The organism is Phycisphaeraceae bacterium, from assembly GCA_040222855.1.
Classification (GTDB): Bacteria; Planctomycetota; Phycisphaerae; order Phycisphaerales; family Phycisphaeraceae; genus Mucisphaera.
In genome coordinates, this window is sequence record JAVKCD010000019.1 from 662,584 (window position 1) to 685,477 (window position 22,894).

A 22,894-nucleotide genomic window follows, 5' to 3' on the forward strand; every position below is an offset into this window, starting at 1 on the left:
AGTGCTGTCGGAAGGCGGGTTCCATGATGACGTCGTTCTGGACTGCGCCGGGCTTCACGCCCGGCGAGGGCTTACTTACAGATTGAGATTCCGGACACTGTCGCGTTCAAAAAGCTGAGGCGCGATCTGGATCGTCTGCACCGGCGTCTCCGGGCTCTCGATCCGCTGGAGCAACCGAAAAGCCGCACGCTCGCAGACGCTGTGGATCTCGTCGGCAATGCAGGTGATTGATGGCTGAAGCAGCGAGAACACCTGAAGGTCCGAGCCCATGCTCAGCAGCGACAGGTCTTTCGGGATGTTGATGCCAAGACGAGCGGCAGCCCGGTAGGCTCCGATCGTGCTGTAATGCCCCAGCGACAGCATCGCGGTGACATCCTGACGATGCTCGGAAAAGAAGCGTGTGACGCTGATCTCGCTGTTGAGCCACGGCTCGTCGCCATTAAGGTCGAGGACATCAACATCAACGACGTGCAGGTCGTCCATCGACATCCGATGCCGACGCAGACCCGCGGCGATGCCTTCGGTCACCTGTCGCCCGGACAGCGAGTGACTGTGCGAGCCGAGGAGCGCGATCTCACGATGGCCCCTGACCAGTAGGTAGTCGATGGCCGCGCGGCCGTACTCAAACTCATCGATCGCCACCGCGTCGATGTTCGACAGGCCCACCAGCCGGTGCGTCGCCACAACCAGCGGGACCTCTCGTTTCTCGACAAACTCCCGGATGGGCTCGGCGTAGCTGTCGGCCGTCGGCGGGCAGATCACCACGCCGGCCAGGTTGTCGTGGGCCAGATACTGCAGCAGATGAATCTCATCATCAAAGTCGTTGTCCGCCGACTGGATGATGAGCCGGAAATCCGAACCCGCAAGGCCCGCGTGAACACCCGCCGACATGCTGCTCATCTGCTCAAGCCTGAGGCCGGGCAGGATCAGAGCGATATCCTTGGACTTCTTCGGCTTGGACTTGGGCTTGCTGACATACACACCTCGGCGGGGCTGCGACTCAAGCAGGCCCTCAGCGGCCAGCTTCGACACAGCCCGCTCGACGATCCCCGTGCTGCAGCCCAGGTCGTGACTCAACTGGCGGATGCTTGGCAGCTTATAGCCAGGCGGAAAATCATCACGAAGGATCCGCGTGCGCAGATTCTTTTGGATCTGCTGCACCAACGGGGTGCCCGACTGATTGTTGAGTTCCATGAGCTGAGCCATAGTATTGTTATAAGACAGGAGCGATAAAAGTCAAGTCAGATTGCACGAAATGAGGCGACTTGGGAAAGATTTGTCATTGTCAGTATCATCAAAACCCCCGTGTTATTATGCACTAAGACCATTACATAAATAAATTTATGTCTAAAAAGCCAGTCTTCGGCCTGCCCGGAAAAGGCGAGATCGCCCAGCGAACTCAGGCAAGCGATCTGTCTTGGTCATTAGGACAGGTCAGCGGAATCCCCTCGCTCCGTGGCGATGCGGAGTGTCAGGACCTGCTTGGGGCCTAGCGTGACCAAAAGCCACCCGCTGACCTCAGACAGCGGGCCCAGGTCCTCACCGGCGAGAGAGATGATTCTGCTCTGGCCCGGGCTGAACCGGATCGGACTGCTGGCGTGCGGCCGCAATCCGGCCTCGCAGGACGTGTCGAGCGGGTTGAAGAGCCTGATTTCCATGTGGTCACCCTTGAACCGCATCGCGGTCAGGCACGCGGGGCCGGTGATCTCCAGGCTGCCCGCTGTTGGAGGCAGAGCGGGCCCCGGCTGTCGCCCCACGCGGGACCGCTCGATCATCCCGGGCAGCAGGCTGACCGATCGGACGCCCGCGTTCAGCAGCGTCGCGAGATCGTGGAGTGACGAAGGGTCGGGCCGCTTGGCGATTGGCTGTATCCAGTAATGGAACGTGTGCGTGCCAGCGAGTTGCCCGCCAGATTCGCCATCGGTGAAGACCGTCTTCTGCGTGGCCCGCAGGAGGGTCAAAGCGATGGCGCGATCCGGTCGATCGAGCACTGCGGTCTCCCTCAGCCCCCGGCTGATGACCACGAGCCCGCGCTGCTGATCGCACGCGGCTGTCCACGACTGCTGCGGCTTCGACTCAAGCTCGGGCTCACGCCAGGTCGCGTGATCTTCGGCGAGCTTGATGGATCGCTGAACAACATCAAAGGGCGAATCACACCAGTACGTGTCGGCCGTAGCACCCGTTGGTATCAGCACTCGCAAACGGTGATCACAAGCGTTGTTGCGGACCTCGGTCTCGACTTCAAGCCAGTCCGCATCACGGCGCAGCGCGACACGGTGGATCACTTCCAGCGACACCATCTGGGTCGAGCGGGCTTGCGTAGCACCGTCGTAGCGAGCGGGCACATCGAGCTGGCAACGGGTCTCCAATCGCCCGAGATACGGGCCCTCATCGAGCACACGGACACTGGTCTTCGCTCCGCCCGAGACCGAGAGGCTGTCATTCGCTGGAGCGACGTAGCGCCAGCCGTCGCCGATGTCGGCACCATCTTCGAGCGCCAGCAACCTGCTGTAAGCCTGGCCGGTCTCAAGATGCGTGAGCTCGATCGTGCCATCAGCCTGCACCACGGCACGGAGCGATTGGTTCTCCAGCGTCCGCCCGTCAACGACAAGCGATGTAGAGCGATCCGAGGGGATCCATTTGCGCGAGCTCTGCTTGAGGCTGATGGATCGCCAGCCCAACGCCGGAATCTCCAGCGGGAGGCTGAATCCATACCGCATCGCCTGGTACGGACGGGGCGCCCGGATGGGATGAACCTCCAACCGACGCTCAGGGCCATGAAGCAGCCGGGGCTGATAGGCCAGCGGTTCACCCGCCTCGTCGTAGGGCTCCGCCGTAACGACGGGCTCCTTGGAAGGCTGGCCATTCCCTGTTGTTTCAGGCCAAACCGGCAGGTCCGCCTCGATATCGATCACGCCATCGAGTACGCGGGGCAGCGGGTTGAAGACCACAAGCCGAGACTGATGTTGCTGAGCAGGTATTGGCTTGGTCGCCGCTTCGGCCAGGCGGGTCAGAGCGGACTGGGTGATGCGTTCGGCGATGTCCTCGCACTGATGGAAGCGATAAATCATGTCCTGGTGGACACGATCGATGCTGCACCCGCAGATCGAATCGTGTGGGTGATTCTGGATGAGATGACGCCAGGCCTGACGGAGGAAATCTTCGGCAGAGCGTTCACCAAGCAGTGTTGTGGCGAGCGCCGCCGCAGGCTCGGCCCATCGGGTCAGCAACCATTCACATCGGGCGTTCGCGAGCTTGAGCGGGACCCTGCTGGCGAGCGTGCCGCCGGTCAGGCTCTGCTGATCAACGTCGAAAGGCAGCCGCGCGGGATCGATCAGCTCGCCGGAGACCTCCGCTTTAATGCGGTCGGTCTGCTTGAGTAGTTCTGCGGCGTGCTCATCGAGTGAGACGTGGCGGATGTTGTAGCCGTGATCGGGCGCTTCATCAGCGTGCACGCGCAACGCGGTGTACGCCGGCGCATCGAAGCCTGCGTGGTCCGCACCGTCAAACAGCAACACCGGGTCGATCTCGGTGACCGCCGCTTCCTTGTCGAGGAAGCTCCAGAGCCGTTCATCGAGCTTGAGCTTGGCATCGACCTGTGCTTCATCCTCGCAGTGGCTGCGGACGTTGACCGCGTAGCCCCAGTAACCATTGGTGCCGAATCGAAACGACGGGATGCGCGTGCCATCGGCGCCGGTCCACCACAGCGTCCGGTTCTCGTGATGGTTTAGGCCACGCCAGATGTAGGCGACCTCCACGCCGAAGCTGGTGAGGATCTGGGGCATCTGGCTGTTGTGACCGAAGAGGTCGCAGAGGAATCCACAGTTCGACGGTGTCCCGCCGAGCTTGGTGACCAGTTCACGCCCCATCTCCAGGTTGCGGATCAGCGACTCGCCACTGACCAAGAACTCATCGGGGAGCACATACCACGGCCCGGCGACCAGGCGACCATCGCGCAGACTCGCTTTGACGCGCTCGGTCTCTTGCGGGCGGACCTCCAGGTAGTCTTCGAGAATGATCGCCTGGCCGTCGCAGTAGAACGGGCCGGTCAGTGTGCCGGACTCCTGACTGTCGAGGATGTGATCCATCATCAGGACCAGCTTGTGCCGGAAGTTCTCAAATGTCTGGTACCACTCACGATCCCAGTGACTGCTGAGAACATAGAGCGCCGATCGCGTGCCGCGTGCCGAGACGCGTTGCCGCGAAAAGGCAGGCCAGGCGAACGTCTTAGAGTTGCTTTTTACGCCCACGATTACCTCTCTGGGGCACTGGATGCCACTGGCTATACAGATACGCGATCATGTCTGACCCGGCCGTCCTGGGGCCGCCCGGGAAGCAGAAGCTCCAAGATCGGCCGTCTCGAACCAAAAAACGGGGTCTGACGCCCCAAAGAGTACCGCTGACTTATGGCAGATGCAAAGGGATTGCTCTGCCCTTTTTCCCGCACAGGGCGGCCTGAAGGCTTCGGTCACGGTTTTGGTGGTGCGGAGGCGGGATTTTCTGCCGCGTCGGGCGGCCTGTCGTAGTCAGGCCTGGGGATGCCCAGTCGTTGTTCGGGGCTCGAGGCGACGTTCCGGCTCTGCTGGGCGCTGATCCGGAAGGGTATGGATGGTTGTAAGTTGAGGGTAATGCGATTCTTACCGCTGAGTCACGCTTCGTGGCCCAGGAGTCGGATGGCGGAGTTGCCGTGGGCGGGGGATTCGCGCTCTTTGAGGGGGTAGAGAAAGATGTCGCGCTCGTCCTGATCGGGCCAGCGGAAGGTGGTGATGGGTTCGGGGGCGAGATCGGTGCGAAAAGCGACCAGAAAACCTTCGCCGGAGCTGGGGAGTCCGAGGATGTGCTCCATGCGGGGAGGATCCATGAAACCGGCCGTTGGTTGGGTGTAGAGGCCGATGGGGGGTTGGTTGGGTTTGGGTTGGTGGCGGTGGTTGAGGAGCCACGGTCCGGCGAAGAGGATGACTTCTTCGCCGACGGCTGCGGCGGGGTGCCAGGTTGGGGCGACGCGGGGCTGAGCGGGCCAGACGCGGTAGCGATAAGGCAAGGATAGAACGCGGTCGGCGCCTATCGATACTTCACGAAACTCAATGTTTTCTGTGGTTGGCGTGGGGCTTGTGGCGTCGGTCCAGGCGAGCCAGTGGGGGGTGGCGATGCGGAGGGTTGTGATCGCGGGGGCGGCGGTGAGGTCGATCCTGAGCTGCTGGTGCTCGTCGTCACGGTGGATTTCGACCTGCTGGTCGCCAAAGACGAAGGTTCCGGACACGGCGTGGTGGATGTTGAGGGTGTGCTTGTCTCTCCGCGTGACCAGGTAAGCGGCGCCAGCGATGAGGCCGTAGGGGCCGAAGACCGAGCAGCACCAGGGGGCTTCTTTGCCCATCTGGGGGTAGCCGTGCTCGATCTCAACGCTGCAGAACCCGCCGTTGTAGTTCTGGTTGTAGAAGATGTTGTTTTCGAGGTTGAGGATGGCCCTGCGGAGCCAGCGATCGTTGCCGGTTTCGGCGTGCATGGCGAGGGTGAGCATGTTCCAGTCGAAGAGGGAGCAGGCTTCGTCCTGGAGGGTCCAGTTCTCATCGGGTTTGACGAGTCGCTCGGGGATCCCGCCTGTTTCCATGACCCATTGGTCGTTGAAGCGGTCGAGTTCTCGTTCGAGCTCGGCGATACCGGCCTGGTCATTGGTTTGCTGGTAGAGGGCGAGTAGGCCTCTGCGGATCATGAGGTACATGTGGGAGTGGTCGGCCTCGTTGAGTGGGGTGATGCGTTTGGCCATCTCTCGGGCGAGATCGAGATAGCGAGGGTCGGCGGTGAGGCGGTGCATGGTCATGACGCCATCGAGTGCGTGGTAGAAGCAACTGATGGTGGAGGCGTAGCCGCGGGTGATGTCTTCGCCATCGTCGGAGTCGAACCATGCGGGCGCCATGGCGAGGTAGCACTCGCCGAGGCGGTGGGCGGCTTTGGTGACAGCGTCGTCTTTGAAGGTGAGGGCGTACTGGGCCAGAGCTTTGATGGTCCAGCCGTTTCCGTAGGCTTTTTCGGGGTTGAGGGGCTCATCGGACCAGGCGAGGGAGCCGAAGCTGCCGTCATCGTTCTGGAGCTGGATGAGGTCGCGGACGAGGTCGGCGAGGATTATTGGGGGTTGTGCGCATGCGGCGTGGGTGTGTGTTTCGGCGAGGGTCCAGCGGCCGACGATGTCGCCGTGGAATCTGGGGAAGTTGGACCAGTTTCCTTTTTGTGCGGAGACCTGGGTGAGGAGGTATTGAGTGGAGTAGGGGAGCTGGTTTTCGATGCGGTCGATGGAGCGTTTGAGACGGTAACCCAGTTCGCCGGAGAGTTTATAGCGGGTGGGGCAGTTGTCGGGGAGTCCGAGGGTGTTGCTGGTGAACCATGGGGTTGACTGATTGATGAGATCGCGGATGTCGTGCATGGGTGCCTCGTATAGCGTATTTCGCGCTGCGGAACGAGGGGGAACGTGATTGAAAGTCGGTGAAGTCGTCAATCAAACGTGGTTGGATGGGGGTGAAGTGCGTTGCTTTGTGCGCGCGATGCTGGTCATCGAGGGGGTCGTGACAGGTTTGTGCGCACGACGCGTTACTTGATGCTGAGATGAGACTGGGTTGAGTCGTGAGCGGTTTGAGACGGGTTGGGGTTGAGCGCTTGGTCTGTCCTGAGAGGGTCTTGAGGGAGCGTTTTTATTTTTGGCGGTCGGCACCCGTTGCCCTTCGAGGCAGAGCGTGACGCCTGGTTCCACGATGAGCCTGGGCATCTCCTCGAGACAGGAGTCGGCCTGGGTGGGTCGGGTTTTTCGGGATGGTGGGTGTGGCGATTGAGGAACGATCGAACGTCTATCCAGCCAGGCAGTATCCGTTCAGGCATCATGCGGCGTGGATACACCAATGCCAAGCGAAACATGGTGTGGCACAGGCAGCACAAAGCTTTTACGTTACACGGATGGAGGCAGATTCGAGCCCGAGGTTGCCTGATCCGGTGACCACGTTGGTGCCTAAGTGAGTTCAGAGGTTTAATGGAGGCATCTCAATAGCGCCCGGCCTCCGGCACAGACGTTGGACTTAATGATTGGAGTTTCTTGTGAACCTGTTTTCTGTCGTAATTGCGGCGTTACTCTTGTTGTCTTCCGGTCTTTTTGCTTCAGCTCAAGAGTCTGCGCGCCGTTCGTCCGAGCCTTCGAGGTGGCAAGTCGAGATTGACCGATTCAAGGCCGAGGATGCGAAGCAGGGCTCGCCTGAAGGTGCCATCCTGTTTTTGGGCAGCTCAACCATTAAGGGTTGGGAGACAGAGCGTCTTTTCCCAGATGAGATCACCATCAACCGTGGTTTTGGTGGGTCAACGATTCCGGATGTATTGGAGCACTTTGATGGTCTTGTCTTGCCCCACCGGCCGAGGTTGATTGTCTTCTACAGCGGGGACAACGACGTGGCTGAAGGGCAACTGCCGATTGATGTTGCTCAGAACTATCGTTTGTTTGTGCAGAGGGTGCATGAAGTGCTTCCTGACGCCTACGTTGTTCTGCTTCCCATCAAGCCAAGTGTCAGCCGTTGGGACAGTTGGCCGGAGATGGCCAGGGCCAACGCTCTGATGGCCGAGGTCTGTGCCGATGATGAACGGCTTGTCTATCTTGATATCACGCAGACCGTGCTTGATGAACAGGGGCGTCCTGATCCAGATGCATTTCGCGATGGCCTGCACCTGACCGATGCGCTCTATGAGGTGTGGACGGATCGTGTCAAAGGCGCGATCGCTGTGATTGATGGGATCAGTTCACAATCAGATCGATCGGCCGCGACAGCCAAACGAGACATGCACGCGGTGCCAACAGGGACTGCGGTTGAGATAGATGGCAAGCTCGATGAGCCGGTCTGGCAGGAAGCGCCGGTGTATCGGCTGGACCTTGGTCACGACCAGGCTGATCGGCCGGGCAGCGTTCAGGAAGGCGGCGAGGTTCGCCTGGCTTATGACGATGACTATCTCTATGTCGGTGTGTTTTTAACCGACAGCGATATCGTTCAGGAGAGCGATGAAGATCAGCAGATGCACTTCAAAACCGGTGATGTGGTCGAGGTCTTCCTCAAGCCTGACTCGGCAACGTGGTATTGGGAGCTGTATGCGACGCCTAATGGTCGACGATCCGCTTTTTTCTTCCCGGGGTCAGGTCGTCTCCCTTTGCCTAGTGCGTATACCTATCAGTCGAATCTGCGTGTCGGCGCCCAGATCACGGGGACGCTCAACGCCTGGCGTGATCACGACAACAACTGGACCGCCGAGTTCGCCATCCCGCGAGAGGAGCTCGCGGCTCAGGGTGTCCCGCTTGCGCCGGGTCAGTCCTGGCGAATGCTGATTGGTCGCTACAACTACAGTCGATACCTGGATCATCCGGAGCTCTCGATGTACCCCCGATTATTACAGACACGGTTTCATAGCCATGGGGAGTATGCACCGCTCAGGTTACTGCCGAGATAGAGGAGCCCTTTCGTGCGATCTGGTTGTGTTTAGACACCGTTCTGCATAACGAATCTGTGTGGGCTGAGGGGCTGGTCGCGCAGGACAGGTCTTGATCTAGGAGTTGATAACGGCTCTTGGGTTGGTATTCATCATGCACTCGATCGCATCGTCGGAAAGCCCGACATGCTGTCGCAAGATTTCGATTGCGCCCCGCATGGGCATCGCCGAACCCGCGAGCTGTCCGGTGCCAGGCAGCCGAACGGTCAGGTCATCCTTTACGTCGAGTTGCAGTCGCCCCAGGCTGTAGCGGCCCGGTCCCATTCCGGCCGGGGCGCTTGCGTCACTCACGATAAAACACTGCTTGTGACCCGCTGCGGCGATGTAGTTTTTTAGTGCGAACGCTGGGACATGAATCCCGTCTGCAATGAACCCAATGAGCAGATGATCCGCCCGCGCGAGCAAACGCTGAATCACATTGTCGTGCCTGGGCAGCTCAACCGGGCATCCATTGCCGAGATGTGTCACCATCGATAGGCCGCCATCGATCGCGCGGTCGAGTGTCTGACCATCCGCATTTGTGTGGCCTGCTGACACCACGACCCGCCGATCGGACAGCCATCGGGTCACGGCCGCGCCCGCATCCTGCTCAGGCGCGAGCGTGAAGATCCGCAGCAGCCCGCCCGCCGCATCGAATAGAGCTGATGCATCCTCAAGGCTGGCTTCTCGCACTGCATCCAGCGGATGAGCCCCTCGATACCCATCCTTCGGGCTGATGAAGGGTCCCTCGATGTGTAGGCCGGTGATGACCGAGGCGATCAGTTCGTCTTGCTCGCGGAGCTCGACGATCCGAGCCAGCTTACACACCATCGACGACAGGTCGTCCGTGATGATCGTCGCGAGCATGGCGTCGATGCCGTCTTGGTGCATCAACTCGCAAGCTCGGCGGAGGTCTTTGGCCGATAGCTCATCGGCGTTGAAGTCGATGCCGGCGTAGCCGTTGACCTGTAGATCGATCAGGCGATTCATCGCACGCTCGATCCCGAAAGCCTCGAAGCAGCAGGCGTATCAAGATACAGCCAGCAACTCGGATGCCGCTGCAGGATCGAAGCCGGAATCTCGGCTGTCACGGGCCCTTCCAGAGATCCCTTTACCGCTTCTGCCTTGCGCTCATCCGGCACCGAGCAGATGATGTGACGGCTGCGCATGATCTCGGGCACGCTCATTGTGATCGCGTGCGTCGGGACATCTTCGAGCGTCCCGAACCATCCCTCGCCCAGTTGCTGACGACGACAGGCCTCGTCGAGTTCTACGGCCATGAACGCAGCTGTGGACTCAAAATCGGCCGGGGGGTCGTTGAATGCCAGGTGCGCGTTTTCGCCGATGCCGACAAAGGCCACATCGATGGTGTGCTCCGCGATGATTCGGTTTAGCCGGTGGGTTTCAGCCGAGGCCTTGGCATTCCCATCGATCGCGTGGAACGCCCGAACCGGCATGGGCAGCTGTCTCAGAAAGCGATCCCAGAGGTAGAGCCGGAAGGACGCCGGGTGTGTGATCGGCAACCCAAGGTATTCGTCCAGGTGAAACACTGTCACGCGCGACCAGTCCAGGTCTTTAGCCCCCACGAGGGCTTCGAGGGTCGCGAACTGGCTGGCGCCCGTTGCGACGATGATGCTGGCCTCGCCGCGCTCGGTCAGGGCTGCACGGACGAGAGAAGCACCCTGCGTCGCCGCTTCGCGGCCGAGTGTCGCTTTGTCTTCACGGATCAGGACCTCCATCATGGCACCTTCTTCTCGGATTGATCGGCTTCGTTCATGTCGGCCCTGGCCTGTCCCAGGTGCACGGTCACGGTTCCGTCGTCGTCGGCATCGCGTTCGATCGAAGCCAGTAGCCGGAACATCTTGCGCCAGTCAAGAATCCCGCCAATGATGAACCAGACCGTGCAGATCCCGCCGACCGTGCCGATGAACACGAGCTGGAACCACCACCAGTTGACCCAGCTCTGGTCCTCCCACGGCGACCAGAGGTTCCACACCGTGAAGACAACGAACGTGATGAAGAAGAAGAGCACATAGGCCAGCTTCATGCAGTAGATCACTTTGTCGCCGAGGGTGAACTCCGGGGTGAAACCTAAGGCTCGCCAGCCACGGGCCGGTGGGGCGATGTGATCGACCCCTTCCGCCGCCTTCGCCTGGTGTTCGCCCCGGTGCAGTAGTTTGTCCATGTCCAACTCGGGGTCTTCCGACATCAGCGACCCGACGATATAAGCGCCTACCGCCGCGACCGACGCCACGAACGCCATCTGGATGCCGTTGAGCCAGAACGCATCGGGCAGGTTCTGGACCCAGGCGGTGTCCGTGAACGTGCTCTTGAGATAGGGCACACCCTCAGGCCAGAACAAGTTCACCGTCAGTGCGCCTGTTACGGCCAGACCGCAGCCCACAAACATCGCGGCCCAGGCCCCCGTGACGGTGCCCCTTGCCCAGTAGAGCCCGCCGATGAGCACGGCCCCAGCTCCCCCGGTGAAGATGGCACCGGTCACTGCAAAATACATCGCGATGTATTCACGCAGTGGAAACACCATGCTGAAGCACCAGGCGAACACGGCGATCCCGAAAATGCTCCAGCGAAGAAGCCTCAGGTGGTGCTTGGGATCGAGCCGGGCGTTGCGGCCCTTCCGCAGCTGGTGGTAGGGCAGGTAGACATCCTGGACGAAGATGGATCCCCATGAGTGCATGTAGGTCGAGTCCGTGCTCAGCGCGGCCATGAGCATCACCGCCGCGAGCATCCCCATCATTCCAACCGGCAGCACCTCGGCCAGGGCCACTGTCGTGGTCATCTGCTTGGCGATCTGCGGGTCGCCGATGGCATCGAGCGTCGCTTGGGCTGAAGCAGCGGCCTCTTCGTAAGCCGGTGCGTGCATCAGGACATACGCACACACCGCTGCGAGCGGGATCAGCATGAACGTCACGCCTGCTCGGAACTGGCCGAGGATGCCGGCCATCTTCGCCTCGTGAGGTGACCGCGCGGAGCTGTTGTAGCCCTGGCTCCCCTGCCAGACCATGAACGTGTAGATGTACAGATAGCCTTGGATAAAGAAGAACCACGGGTTGAAGTCGGGCAGCTCGCCCTGATCAAACGGATTGATCTTGCTCTCGCCCTTGGGCGCCTGTGAGAGCGTCTCGATGATCACCGACCAAGGGAAGAGATAGAGCATCACCCCGAGCAGGATGAGAAAGACGATGTTGCTGGCCTGAGCCTGGATGAAATCGCTCGCCATCACGGCGATTTGCCCGCCATTGAGGGTGACCAGCAGCGCCATCCCGAGCACGACGCCCATCACCAGACCAAGCGTGAGATTCAGCTCCAGCCCGATGCCCGGCACCTCGACGATGTATTTGGGCAGACCCAGAAAATAGATCAGGAACCGACCGGTGACCGCAGGGAAGATGCCGTAGTTCAACACGCCGGCGATCCAGGCCAGCGTGCCGGCGAACACTCGGAACCGCCGGGAATAACGGCGTTCGAGAAACTGAGCCAGCGTCAGCGCCCGTGTTTCGCGGTAGCGGTAGATCACCCAGCCCGACAGTGCCAGGATCAGCCCGAGCGGGGCCAGCATCGATCCCCAGTGAAGCCCGGCGAAGCCCGCCTGGTAGTACTGCTCCCACATCGCGACGATCGAGATCGCCCCCAGTCCCGCGATGCCGCCGGCGAGCGTGAGCATGTAACGCCCGGCGCAACGATTGGCCGACAGAAAATCCGCCACGCTGTGGGTGTACCGGCGTGTGTACAACGCCGCTCCCAGGACCAGCGCCATCAGGCCAAAGATGATCAGCAGATCGATGACATGCAGATTCAAGTCGAGCCCCTAGACTTCGCCGCCAGTGCGTCACGAAGTTGTCTTGTGCCGTGGTCAAACGCGATCAACAGGTGGTCATCGCGATCAAAAGGAAACACCGGCTGCCACTTGCGAGGATCGTCCGCGAAGCGGTCTTCGTCCCAGCACGCCGATAGCCGCAGGCCAAGCGACTCGCTGACGGTCAGCAGGTCTGCATCGATAGTCACCTTCTGCATCGACGCGGCTCGCTCCCATGCATGCGCGTGTAGTTCGGTCATCAACAGCACCGCCCGACAGGAGCCATCCTCTACTTTGGTATCCGGCCGATGACGCAGCAGGGCGTCGTAGATCGCCTTCGCCTCTCGAGCCTGCTTCGCCAGATTGATGCCGTCTAGCCGCTTATCCAGCTCCAGACGTAGGGCAGCAACCCATGGGTTGCGCATCGGCATGACCCGGTGCAGCTCACCGAGTGCGTCGATCCAACCGCTTGAAACTTCTGAATTGAGCCGCCGCTCAAAAAAGCGCCGGAGCGAATCGGCCAGCGTGATGTCGGGCCCCCTGGTCATTAGTTCCGCCGCGTAGGCCGCTGAAGGCCACAAGGACTCGGGCAGGAACCGCTGCGAAGTCCAGATTGTCGTGATGATGCCCTTGGTCTGATGCGTCTGCGCGTGCCGCGCTGTATCTCGGAGGTTCCTCAGCGCGAAGCTCTCTCCCGGTGCCAGCGGCTGGTCGTAGGAGATCATCGCTGGGCAGTTCACCACGTCAAAGCCGTATCCCTGCAGCTTTGGCGTCGTCTCCGGAGGCACCACTGCGGTGTACTGCCAGTTGGCCACCAGTATGTCTTTCGGGATCGCCTCTGCGATCTTCGGGTCCTTGAGCAGGTGGTCCCCCCACATCATCATCCGCTTGCCGTGCTTAGCCAGACGGCCGTGTACGAATCGGATGTAATCAATAAACAGTTCGCTGGCCGTCGATGAGGTCAGAGCCGCCTGGGTCATAGGATGCGTCCCGAAGTTCACCTCGTCCAGACCCGCGTGGACCAGCTCGCTGTCGAACAGCTCGCAGACCTCATCGATCAGGCCGCCCACGACCTCGCGTGACTTGGGATGCACTGGGCAGAGCGAGGTGAACACCTCGTTGTTCTCAGACAGCTCGGCCAGGTCGGCCCGCGCTCGGGTGATGTATCGCGTGTGGCCCAGCGTTTCCAGTTCCGGGATGACCGTGATTCCGCGGTGCTTTGCATGCGCCAGCAGGTCTCGCAGTTCATCTTTGGTGTAGGCGTTTGGAGACGCTGCCTCAGGCAGAGAATCAAATCTCAGCGAACACCCCTGGTCGTCGGTGAAATGCCAGAGCAGGGTGTCGCAGCCCATGTCTGCCATGAAGTCGATGAAGTGCAGGTAGTAGCTGCGAGACTCCAGCAGCCGCGCGCTATCGAGCATGAAGCCGATCATAGAAACTCACTTACGCGGCGGCGCTTGGCATAGACCGGGCCAATCGCTCATCTTCAAATCAATCCAACGACGTCCGGAAGTTGTGTTTTATCGACGCCGGACGAACGGGCTCATGCCGTGCAGGTCACGCATGCCACGATAGCTGTGGGAGAGCATTCCGCCAAAGCCCGGCCGGCCCTCGAGCGTCCGGACGACCTCGTGATGGGTGTCCCAGAAAGCATCCGGACCCAGCGAATAGAAGGTGATCTGCGGTGTGTCCGTCAGTTCCACCGTTTCCAGTGACGCCAGGATGAACTTGCCGATCTCCTCGGCGTAGTCCAGCTCGTTCTCAACCACGGACGTCACGCTGTTGGAGCCGGTCGCCCGCTGGCGGTAGGACATGATGCCGATGTAGTCGCAGAGGTCCTGGATGTGCTTGTGCAGGTTCTTGGTTTCGCCTCGATAGGTGATGATGCAGCTGTCGCCCTCCTCGGTCTTGCTGTCGTACCAGAAGGGGATGTCTGCGGCGAGGGTCAGGTTCTGCTGTGACGCCTCGATGCGCGCCTTGGCCTGATCGAAGTAGGCCAGCAGGTCCAGCATGATCTGATTTCGGACGGCCTGGCTTTCGCGCCAGGCGGGCTTGATGTACGGCTCGATGTCGTAATGGATTCCGGCCAGCTTCGAGCCCTCGGGCAGGGACGCGTTGAAATCCAGGATTAGGTCGAGGATCGCGAACGTCCTGGGCCAGTTGCGCTGCATCGCCATGTCCTTGGCACCATCAAGGGCCTCGACCGAGATCCCCAGTTCGGACGCCTCGATGATCAGCGTCCGAAACTCGGCGGGAAACTCTAGCTCCGGCTTCCCGCTGGATTCATTCAGGTGCACCTGCACCATCAGCAGGTTGTAATGGTGATCCTGGGCAAACTGGAGCATCTCGGCCCGGTAGTCGTCATCGACGTACCACTCTGAGTGCCAGACCCAGAGCCCTTGAATCGGTCGCTCCACGGGCTCGGCCCGTGATGGTGAAGCTGGAAGAATCACCAGAGAGGCCAGAAGAACCGCGACAAGAACAGATACTGTGAACATCTTCATGTAGGCAGGTTAGCGAGGCCGAGGTCCCGCGCCAAGAAAATACTCATCAAATGAGACAATAAATTTAAGCCCTGAAAATCAGGTATTAGCAGGGCTTTGTGGGATTTCGAGATGAGGCTTTGAGTCTGGGTCGGGTCATTATTTCATTGACTTGAGTAATGACTGGGGTACCTTAAGCAGGGAACCACATTCCTTCAATGTAACACGCCACGCCACGGATCGGTGTAGAACCTCATCGATTCTACAAGACCGACCAGGCCGCAACCCTGCCAATACAGAATGGCCCGAGGTAAAACCACCTTGAAGAGCAGCATGCAGGGACACCAAAAGATCAACCAGGCCTCGGCCGCCGCGATGAACCGCGCCCTGGTTCTCGGGTTGGTCCGTGAGACTGGCCCGCTCTCGCGACGCCAACTCACGGAAAAAACCGGTCTTCGCAGTTCGAGTGTCACCTACATCACCCGCGATCTCATCGAAGGCCAGATTATTCGTGAGCGCGGCAAACTCGACAGCCCAGGCGTCGGCAAAAAGCAGGTCCTGCTCGAAGTCAATCCCGATTTCGGCTGGGTCATAGGCGTGGGCATCGACGCCGACTGGATGTCTTTGGTCATGCTCAACGCCCAAGGCGTCGTCATCGACCGCGACCACGTCGCCATGCTCGAACCCTTTGAACTTCTCCCCGAACGCCTCAAGCAACGCATCGATAGCTGGCTCGAGCGACGCGGCGAGCCGGCGGGCAATCTTCTTGGTATCGGCATCGGCATGCCGGGCGTCATCGATCCTCATCAGGGCATGGTGCTCCGCTCGGTGCCCTTCGGTCTTAGCAGTTGGCCGTTGGCAGAACATTTTCGCCAACGCTTCGCCGCTCCGATCACCCTTGATAACGACTCGAACTTCGCGGCCCTCGCAGAGGCCAGGCAAGGGCACGGCAAGGACGCTGGCGACTTCCTCTACTTCCTTATCAATGCTAAAGAGGACGGTGACCGCTACACGCTCCACGGCCTGGGCTCTTCCCTTTTCCTGAACGGTCAGCTGTATCGCGGGGCACACTTCGGTGCTGGCGAAATCGACAAGCTCATCCAACACGGCGACATCGAAACCCTCTCCGCCAAACAGGTCCTCGCGCTCGGCTCGCCCGACGGGCAACTCGACGAAGGCCTTAAGCGCTCCCTGCACCACCTCGGCCTCATCCTCATCACCACCACCGATCTTCTCGACCTGCCTGCGGTGCTGTTGGGCGGCAACGTCAACATCACCAACCCCCTCGCGATCGACTACCTCCAGTCCCTTATCAACCGTGAGATCGTCCCTGTCCCCGATCGACACGTTACTGTCTATCCCTCGCTGCTCGTCGAACATGGCGTCTCAACCGGTGCCGCCCTCGCCGCCATTGAGGCCGCCTTCCGAACGACCAGCCAGGTGACGGCAACGGTCGCTGACTAGAAGATGAATCGCCTTGATGATGACCCCTTACATGCCGATTGTTCCGCAGGTCGCCTCCTTCCGGCCAGAAGGTGCCTCATGCGCCCTGGCGCGTGGGCTGGAGATCGCGGACACGCACGAGACAGCGTGCCCTCCTGCGTTGCGTGAGCAGATCGAAGCATGGCTCGACACGCTCGCGCCTGCACCGCCGCCGGAGAAGCCGATTGCGATTAGCTTCCAACTCGCCGAATCCGTCAACACGAATGGTCAAGTCCACGCCCAGGAAGCCTATCGCATCACCATCCAGCAGGACGCTATCAAAGCCCAGGCCGGCACAGAAACCGGCCTTTTCTACGCCCTCCAGAGCCTCAAGCAAGCCGTTGTGGCTGCCCGGCATGACACCCATGCCGCGCTCCCCGCGGGTGTGATCGAAGACCATCCACGCTTCGCCTGGCGCGGGGCGATGCTCGACTCCGCCAGACACATGCAGTCCGTCAGCTGGATCAAAAGGTTCCTCGACCGCATGGCCTCCCTCAAACTCAACCGGTTCCACTGGCACCTCACCGACGATGAGGGCTGGCGCGCCGAGATCCGAAAGCACCCCCAACTCACCAGCACCGGTGCGTGGCGCGGACAAGGCGATACGCGCTATGGCGGCTACTACACACAAGCAGACATGCGCGAGATCGTTGCGTACGCCAAAGCACGGCAGATCGAGGTCATCCCTGAAATCGAGATGCCCGGACACTGCAACGCAGCCCTCGCCGCCAATCCCGAACTTGCCTGCACGGACCAGGCCATCACCATCATCACCCCGGGTGATGGCCAGCCCATGAGCCGCCGCGCCGCCCGCCGAGCCTTCTGTGCCGCCAACGAGGCCGTCTACCAAATCATCGCCGATGTCCTCAAAGAGTTGGCGGACGTCTTCGATCCCCAATACCTGCACATAGGCGGTGACGAAACCCCCCGGGATGCCTGGCAGAAATGCCCGCGCTGCCAGGACCTGATGCGCCTCAATGGCTACACGACCACCGACGAACTCCGCACCCATTTCCTCACCAGAGTGCACGAGACCGCTCAACGAGACACCGGCATTCCGACCATCGCCTGGACCGAAAAAGTGAGGGACGACCTACCGAGAACCCAGCTCACCCACGCGTGGTTCCCCGGCGAAGCCGCCGCCGCCGCGCGGCTGGGCCGAACCACCATCAACTCAAACCACGAGTGGACCTACCTCGACTACCCCAGCACCGCCACCGAAGCGCGCAACCGACCTGACTGGATGATCATCCTCCCCCTGGAAAAGATCTACCACTTCGACCCGCTCCCTGAAGGCCTCGAAGAAGACCAGCACCACCTCATCCTCGGCAGCGAAGCCCCCATCTGGACCGAATACACCCCGGATGAAGCCTCGCTCGAGCGCCAGATCATGCCACGTCTCGCGGCCTTCGCCGAAGCCCTCTGGTCACCCAGGCAAGGCCGATCTTACGACGGCTTTCTCAAGCGCTGGCACGCCGCCGACCAACCCCTCCCAAGCAACCCGACGCCCCGACCCGCCCTTCACGCCTAGCGCCCCCGCCACCCCCACCGGGCTTTACTCCGCCATAAAAACATATAAAGCAATATCTTAAAGAGATACATGCCCAGAATCCAGGCAAGCCATGGGCCCGATTATTTAATTATCTTTTAGAGTGAACTATTGACGGCGGCCCATCTGGCGGTAATCTAAACCACGGGGACAGATGATTCATCCAGCCCAATCCACCGCGCCGCACCGACGCACGCCGAAGGAATCAGACATGCAACGAAACCGTGGCTTCACGCTCATCGAACTGCTGGTCGTCATCTCGATCATCGCCCTGCTCATCGGCATTCTCCTCCCCGCCCTGGGCGCCGCCCGCGAAACGGCCAGGCAGATGGCCTGTCTCAGCAACCTTCGTCAGGTAGGGGTGGTCATGCGTGTCTACGCCATGGAGTTTGAAGATACCGTGATTGCGCCTAGTGCCTTCCAGATTCGCTGGAGCACGTTCTTGCAAGACAACGGCTATATCGCGAGTGACGAATCATCGATGCTGTTTTGCCCTGCGGATCAATCTGAATTACATCCCGACGCTGCGGCTGATGGCACGACAAGAGCTGATTTTGGTGGCAGCTACGCCTACAACGGCGACCTGTTTTTCAACGGGCACCGTGAAGAGAATCACGTCGACCTAAGCGACCGCCCTCCTCATACCGAACTTCTCTTGAGGGCACCTTTTGGCAGGACCTGGGATCAGATTCGCAGCCCTTCAGAGTACGCCCATCTCTGGGACTCTGCCGTGCCACTGATTCACAGATTCACCACGGGCTGGATCTATCAGCGCATCAACTACTACACCCCTATGAACGCAACCGCTTACCAGCCCGCCAGAGACAACCTAAAGCCAGACCCTGAACGGCATCGAGGCTCAGGAGATCTTCTCTTTGCCGACGGTCATGCAGCTTCCTATCAGCCCGACGATATCACCGACAAGATCGTCCGCTGGGACAATGTCAACAGCGACTTCGAGAATCGCATCTTCGGCCCCCAGTAATCTGCTAACCACCGCTCACCATGAACACACCCCAGGGCAAAGCCAATCACTCGAGCACGGCGATCCATAACCGCCGGCTCACCATCCAGCTCCTCCGGGAGTATGGGCAGCTCTCACGCCGGCAGCTCGGCGAGCTCACCGGCCTCCGCAGCTCCACGCTCACCTACATCATGCGCGACCTCCTCGAACACGAGGTCGTCCGGACCGTCGGCAAACGAGCTTCCAAATCCGTTGGCAAGAAACAGGTCCTCCTCGAGATCAATCCCCACGTCGGCTGGTCGATCGGCGTCGGCATCGAAACCGAAGCACTCCTCGCCGTCGTCATGGACGCCGCTGGCAACGTCATTGAAAAAGACCGCGTTGCTTGCGACGCCCGCGCCGAACACCTCGAAGACCGCCTCGCTGACCTGGTACACGCCTTTTGCAACGAAGAGCGATCCATGGACCGCCTCCTCGGCGTCGGCCTCGGCGTTCCGGGCGTCGTCAGCCCCGACGAAGGTATGGTCCTCCAGTCAACGATGCTCAAACGCAAGGTCTTTCCCCTTGGCAGCCTCCTCGCCAGCAAACTCAACGTCCCTGTGCACGTTGATAACGACGTCAACTGCGCCGCCATCGCCGAAGCTCGCGACGGCTGCGCCACCGACCTCAACAGCTTCGTCTTCTTCATCATCAACGCCATCGAGACCGGCAACCGCTTTGCCCTCACAGGCGTCGGGTCCGCCCTCTACCTCGCCGGCAAGATGTATCGCGGACAACACTTCGCCTCCGGCGAGATCGACGCTCTTCTCGATAACGACCCACTCGAAAGCGTCACCGCCAGCCAGCTTCTGCAACTCGCCGAGCCCTCGGCGCCACTCACGCCCGAGCTCGAAACCATCGCTGCGCGACTCGCACGCACCATGGCCATCGTCGTCGACCTTCTCGACCCGCAGGCCCTGATCATCGGTGGCAACGTCGATCTCGCCAACGAGGCCGTCATCGCACGCATTGCCGAATCCATCAATACCGGCATCATTCCCATCCAGGGCCGTAACATTGTTGTCCGTGGCTCTCGATACACAACCTTTGGCGTGCCCGTCGGAGCCTCCTGTCGCGTGCTCGATGCCGTCATGCTCGGCTTGGGACACCAGATGCCCAGCGACCGCCTGTTCATGCCGCGCTGAGGCGCAATCGTTGAGAATCTCCGATGAAACCAACGATGCCCCCAGCCACAGGAACAACCACCCCCACCGCGATTCCTTCGCCACCAGGTGATGCACACGACCAGCGCGACGCGCTGATTCATGAAGCCAAACACTTCATCACGATGGCCAATCGCCTCGAACTCGATCCGGACTACGCCCGGACCCAACGCTTTCACGGCGGGACGTACCGGATCGACGACACCCACGTCCTCGAACTGCCCCGCGATCAAGGCGACAGCCGTTATGCGCTGGGCCGCGAAGGCTTCAACCTCTGGCTCTATGCCTCAGGCGAACTCCACGCCAACAAGGGACTGTTCTCCTACTTTCTCAAGCCCGCCGAGGGCGGCGAGCCCTTCGCGGCATGCTTTCTTGGTTTATTGAGTAAAGATGGTGTACCCCAACAAACCATCCGGCTGATACCCCTCGATCAGGACGCCTCTCCGCCGACACGCCAGTTTGCCGTCCTGGCCCCCGAAGGCGCCTGGTACGTCACCCGCGTCTCAGGCGTCTGCGCCGTCGTCCGCGTTTCTCTCTCCGCGGATGAGGAAATCCGCTGGAGCACCGCCGTCTGGAATGAATCCGGCCGGGATCACACCGCCGTCCTGTCCACTTATCTCAACCCCTTTCTCCGACACGGGCTCCACCCCAGTTCGGAGGATGTCTGGTTTCGCCGAGGCGAGATCATCCCCGCTGACGATGGCAGCAAGCATGTGCTGATCCGCGTCAACGAGGACATCGACCGCAAAAACTCCGTCGCCAACTACGGCCTCATCGCAAGAGTCAACCGGTCGCAAAACGGTGCTGACATCCTCAGCGAAGCCATCACCACCTCAAGAAGCAACTACGTCGGCGGGTCTCGGCAATCTGCCCGTTCCCCGCAGGCCGTTCGACAAGCGGCTCTCACGAACACGGCAGCAATCACCGAGTTCACCGACACCGCCGTCTCCGCCGATCTCCTGCGCCTGCACCTGCCAGTGGCCGGGGTATTCCGACAGGAAACAACCCTTAACGTCACCCAGGAAACCCATCAGCCCAACCGATGGCTCAAGCAGCGCATCCAGCCAACGCAGGCCGACCAGCAACTCGCGATAGGCCGATCCGAAGAAACTACACGCCACGACACCCTCTCGCTAAGCACCACCGGTTTTGAAGGTGCCGTGAGTGACGCCGTGTTTCGCGCCTTCTTCGAGCACCTCAAGCGACAGGTCGATGTCTGCGCTGAGATCCGTGGCTACATGCAGGTCAGCAACAGTTCGCTTATTGGCGTCCGCGATGTCTGCCAGGCCATCGAAGCGCAACTCCTCTGGCGACCTGAAGCCGCCAGGTCCAAACTTCTGGAAGTCCTCGCCTACACCGGCCCCGATGGCCGCTGCCTCAGGCAGTACGCCCTCCCGGATAAAAACGGTCGACCCGGTCGAGTCGATGCCAGACCCTTCATCGACCAAGGCGTCTGGGTCATCTCCACCCTGGCCGCCTATCTCCGTACCACCGGCGATCATCAGGTTCTCAGCGAACTCGTCGGCTACCACCAGCTGATCGAAAGCGACCCGCCCTACGCCCTCAAAACCGACACCGTCGATACCGTCCTCGACCACCTGATCCGTATCGCCGAATACCTCCTCGACCATCGCGACCCCAACACCGGCTGCCTCCGCGCTATGTACGGCGACTGGAACGACGCCATCGACGGACTCGGCCTCACCGACGAGCCCGGCCAAGCCTATGGCAACGGCGTCAGCGTCATGGCCACGCTTCAGCTCTACCAGAACTGTCTTGAAATGGACGAGCTCCTGGCGATCAGCGATCACCCACAACGCGATCAACACCGATCACGCTACCGCCAAGCCGCCGAGCAACTCGCGACAGCACTCAAGCAAAACGCGATCGCCAAAGCCGACAATCACACCCGCCGCATTCTTCACGGCTGGGGACACAACCAGGGATACGAAATAGGCGGCTATCGCGATCTCGACGGCAAAGCCCGCGATGGACTTGCCGCCAATGCCATGTGGGTCCTCTCCGGCATGGCCCAGCACGACCCCCAGTTCAACAACGACATCCTTGAAGCCTTCCGACGCCTCGATGGACCCTTCGGCCTCAAGACCTTTGCGCCCGGTTTCGGTAGAGAGACCCGTGCTGCTGGACGTATCGGAAACCTCCCGCTGGGCACCGCTGAGAACGGAGCCTGCTACGTTCACGCCACCGCCTTTGGCATCATGGCCCTCTTCCGACTTGGCCAACCGCGCGAAGCCTGGAACCAGCTCCTCAAGATTCTGCCCTTCGCGATGCCCGACAGGCATATCTCCCACTCACCCTTTGTCATGCCCAACTCCTACAGCCTCATCGAGGAAGCTGGCGTCTTCGGCGAAAGCATGAACGACTGGCAGACCGGCAGCTCTAATGTCGTCCTCAAAACACTCATCCGGGACGCCGTTGGCATCGAGCCGACCAATCAAGGGCTTTGGGTAGGACCAGCAGCCTGGGCACCCTGCGAAGAGCTCCACCTCCGCCTCACCCTCCGGAATCGTCCTATGGAAATCACCTGGCGTCGAGGAGCGGGCCAATCTCGAACCTTAATCATCAATGGCAAGGTCAAAAGTGGCCAGCAGCACCCCTTGTCTGGCGTCCAACGTGTGTGGCTGAGTTACGAAGATCTCGACCCAAAAACCAATAAAATCGCCATCCTCGACGACCCTGCCGAGACCGAAACAGCCCTTGAGTGTCACCCCTGAAAATTTATTAGCTCATTGACGGAGAAAATAGTTGCGAAGACGCCGCTTCTGCGGCAAAATGTCAGGGTCAGACAAGCTGTCGCTGGCCCGCGCGAGCTCACATGACAGACTCCTGACTCATGTTCAGTAACCCTTGAAATGATTCACGACCCACTAACACCGCTGAGGAGGCGAG

At 60.6% G+C, this 22,894-nt stretch carries 14 protein-coding genes; 6 read left to right on the forward strand and 8 right to left on the reverse strand.

Translation table 11 applies throughout. The annotated features are described in order from the left end of the window. Positions 1 to 75 precede the first annotated feature (75 nt). From RIG82_07980 to RIG82_07990, 3 genes are all read right to left on the reverse strand, one after another. Positions 76 to 1,206: a GntR family transcriptional regulator gene (locus RIG82_07980; GenBank protein MEQ9460875.1), complete on the reverse strand. Its 1,131-nt coding sequence runs from the start codon at positions 1,204 to 1,206 to the stop codon at positions 76 to 78. 218 nt (positions 1,207 to 1,424) lie between these two features. Next, the gene (locus RIG82_07985) at positions 1,425 to 4,250 is read right to left on the reverse strand and encodes a glycoside hydrolase family 38 C-terminal domain-containing protein (GenBank protein ID MEQ9460876.1); all 2,826 of its coding nucleotides are present in this window, start codon (positions 4,248 to 4,250) and stop codon (positions 1,425 to 1,427) included. A gap of 398 nt (positions 4,251 to 4,648) precedes the next feature. After that, complete coding sequence (locus tag RIG82_07990) at positions 4,649 to 6,418, reverse strand: glycoside hydrolase family 127 protein (protein MEQ9460877.1); 1,770 nt, start codon at positions 6,416 to 6,418, stop codon at positions 4,649 to 4,651. A gap of 662 nt (positions 6,419 to 7,080) precedes the next feature. Between RIG82_07990 and RIG82_07995 the strand changes: the two genes are divergently transcribed. Continuing rightward, positions 7,081 to 8,469: a GDSL-type esterase/lipase family protein gene (locus tag RIG82_07995; protein ID MEQ9460878.1), complete on the forward strand. Its 1,389-nt coding sequence runs from the start codon at positions 7,081 to 7,083 to the stop codon at positions 8,467 to 8,469. A gap of 96 nt (positions 8,470 to 8,565) precedes the next feature. On the opposite strand, the gene RIG82_08000 is transcribed toward RIG82_07995, so the two are convergent. The 5 genes from RIG82_08000 to RIG82_08020 form a co-directional block, all read right to left on the reverse strand. Next, positions 8,566 to 9,477 (reverse strand): hypothetical protein, encoded by a 912-nt coding sequence (locus RIG82_08000; protein ID MEQ9460879.1) that lies wholly within the window; start codon positions 9,475 to 9,477, stop codon positions 8,566 to 8,568. Then, positions 9,474 to 10,229 (reverse strand): glucosamine-6-phosphate deaminase, encoded by a 756-nt coding sequence (locus tag RIG82_08005; GenBank protein ID MEQ9460880.1) that lies wholly within the window; start codon positions 10,227 to 10,229, stop codon positions 9,474 to 9,476. The genes RIG82_08000 and RIG82_08005 overlap by 4 nt, the downstream gene beginning before the upstream one ends. Beyond that, positions 10,226 to 12,307: a hypothetical protein gene (locus tag RIG82_08010; protein ID MEQ9460881.1), complete on the reverse strand. Its 2,082-nt coding sequence runs from the start codon at positions 12,305 to 12,307 to the stop codon at positions 10,226 to 10,228. The genes RIG82_08005 and RIG82_08010 overlap by 4 nt, the downstream gene beginning before the upstream one ends. After that, positions 12,304 to 13,725 (reverse strand): family 20 glycosylhydrolase, encoded by a 1,422-nt coding sequence (locus tag RIG82_08015; protein MEQ9460882.1) that lies wholly within the window; start codon positions 13,723 to 13,725, stop codon positions 12,304 to 12,306. The genes RIG82_08010 and RIG82_08015 overlap by 4 nt, the downstream gene beginning before the upstream one ends. Positions 13,726 to 13,824: 99 nt before the next feature. Continuing rightward, positions 13,825 to 14,808 (reverse strand): hypothetical protein, encoded by a 984-nt coding sequence (locus RIG82_08020; GenBank protein MEQ9460883.1) that lies wholly within the window; start codon positions 14,806 to 14,808, stop codon positions 13,825 to 13,827. Between the two features lie 312 nt (positions 14,809 to 15,120). On the opposite strand from RIG82_08020, the gene RIG82_08025 reads away from it, so the two are divergent. The 5 genes from RIG82_08025 (at position 15,121) to RIG82_08045 (ending at position 22,719) form a co-directional block, all read left to right on the forward strand. Beyond that, positions 15,121 to 16,251 (forward strand): ROK family protein, encoded by a 1,131-nt coding sequence (locus RIG82_08025; protein MEQ9460884.1) that lies wholly within the window; start codon positions 15,121 to 15,123, stop codon positions 16,249 to 16,251. Positions 16,252 to 16,267: 16 nt separating this feature from the next. Continuing rightward, complete coding sequence (locus RIG82_08030; protein MEQ9460885.1) at positions 16,268 to 17,800, forward strand: beta-N-acetylhexosaminidase; 1,533 nt, start codon at positions 16,268 to 16,270, stop codon at positions 17,798 to 17,800. A gap of 229 nt (positions 17,801 to 18,029) precedes the next feature. Beyond that, a complete protein-coding gene (locus RIG82_08035) occupies positions 18,030 to 18,803 on the forward strand; it encodes a prepilin-type N-terminal cleavage/methylation domain-containing protein (GenBank protein ID MEQ9460886.1) in 774 nt (257 codons plus the stop codon). 20 nt (positions 18,804 to 18,823) lie between these two features. Continuing rightward, positions 18,824 to 19,966: an ROK family protein gene (locus tag RIG82_08040; protein MEQ9460887.1), complete on the forward strand. Its 1,143-nt coding sequence runs from the start codon at positions 18,824 to 18,826 to the stop codon at positions 19,964 to 19,966. Between the two features lie 35 nt (positions 19,967 to 20,001). Next, a complete protein-coding gene (locus RIG82_08045) occupies positions 20,002 to 22,719 on the forward strand; it encodes a hypothetical protein (GenBank protein ID MEQ9460888.1) in 2,718 nt (905 codons plus the stop codon). Positions 22,720 to 22,894 lie beyond the last annotated feature (175 nt).

Bases quoted from the DNA above. Each gene is read 5' to 3' on its own strand.
- RIG82_08005 (MEQ9460880.1), bottom strand. From the start codon at position 10,229: ATGATGGAGGTCCTGATCCGTGAAGACAAAGCGACACTCGGCCGCGAA.
- RIG82_08000 (MEQ9460879.1), bottom strand. From the start codon at position 9,477: ATGAATCGCCTGATCGATCTACAGGTCAACGGCTACGCCGGCATCGAC.
- RIG82_08040 (MEQ9460887.1), top strand. From the start codon at position 18,824: ATGAACACACCCCAGGGCAAAGCCAATCACTCGAGCACGGCGATCCAT.
- RIG82_08030 (MEQ9460885.1), top strand. From the start codon at position 16,268: ATGATGACCCCTTACATGCCGATTGTTCCGCAGGTCGCCTCCTTCCGG.
- RIG82_08025 (MEQ9460884.1), top strand. From the start codon at position 15,121: ATGCAGGGACACCAAAAGATCAACCAGGCCTCGGCCGCCGCGATGAAC.
- RIG82_08045 (MEQ9460888.1), top strand. From the start codon at position 20,002: ATGCCCCCAGCCACAGGAACAACCACCCCCACCGCGATTCCTTCGCCA.
- RIG82_08020 (MEQ9460883.1), bottom strand. From the start codon at position 14,808: ATGAAGATGTTCACAGTATCTGTTCTTGTCGCGGTTCTTCTGGCCTCT.
- RIG82_08035 (MEQ9460886.1), top strand. From the start codon at position 18,030: ATGCAACGAAACCGTGGCTTCACGCTCATCGAACTGCTGGTCGTCATC.
- RIG82_07980 (MEQ9460875.1), bottom strand. From the start codon at position 1,206: ATGGCTCAGCTCATGGAACTCAACAATCAGTCGGGCACCCCGTTGGTG.
- RIG82_08015 (MEQ9460882.1), bottom strand. From the start codon at position 13,725: ATGCTCGATAGCGCGCGGCTGCTGGAGTCTCGCAGCTACTACCTGCAC.
- RIG82_07990 (MEQ9460877.1), bottom strand. From the start codon at position 6,418: ATGCACGACATCCGCGATCTCATCAATCAGTCAACCCCATGGTTCACC.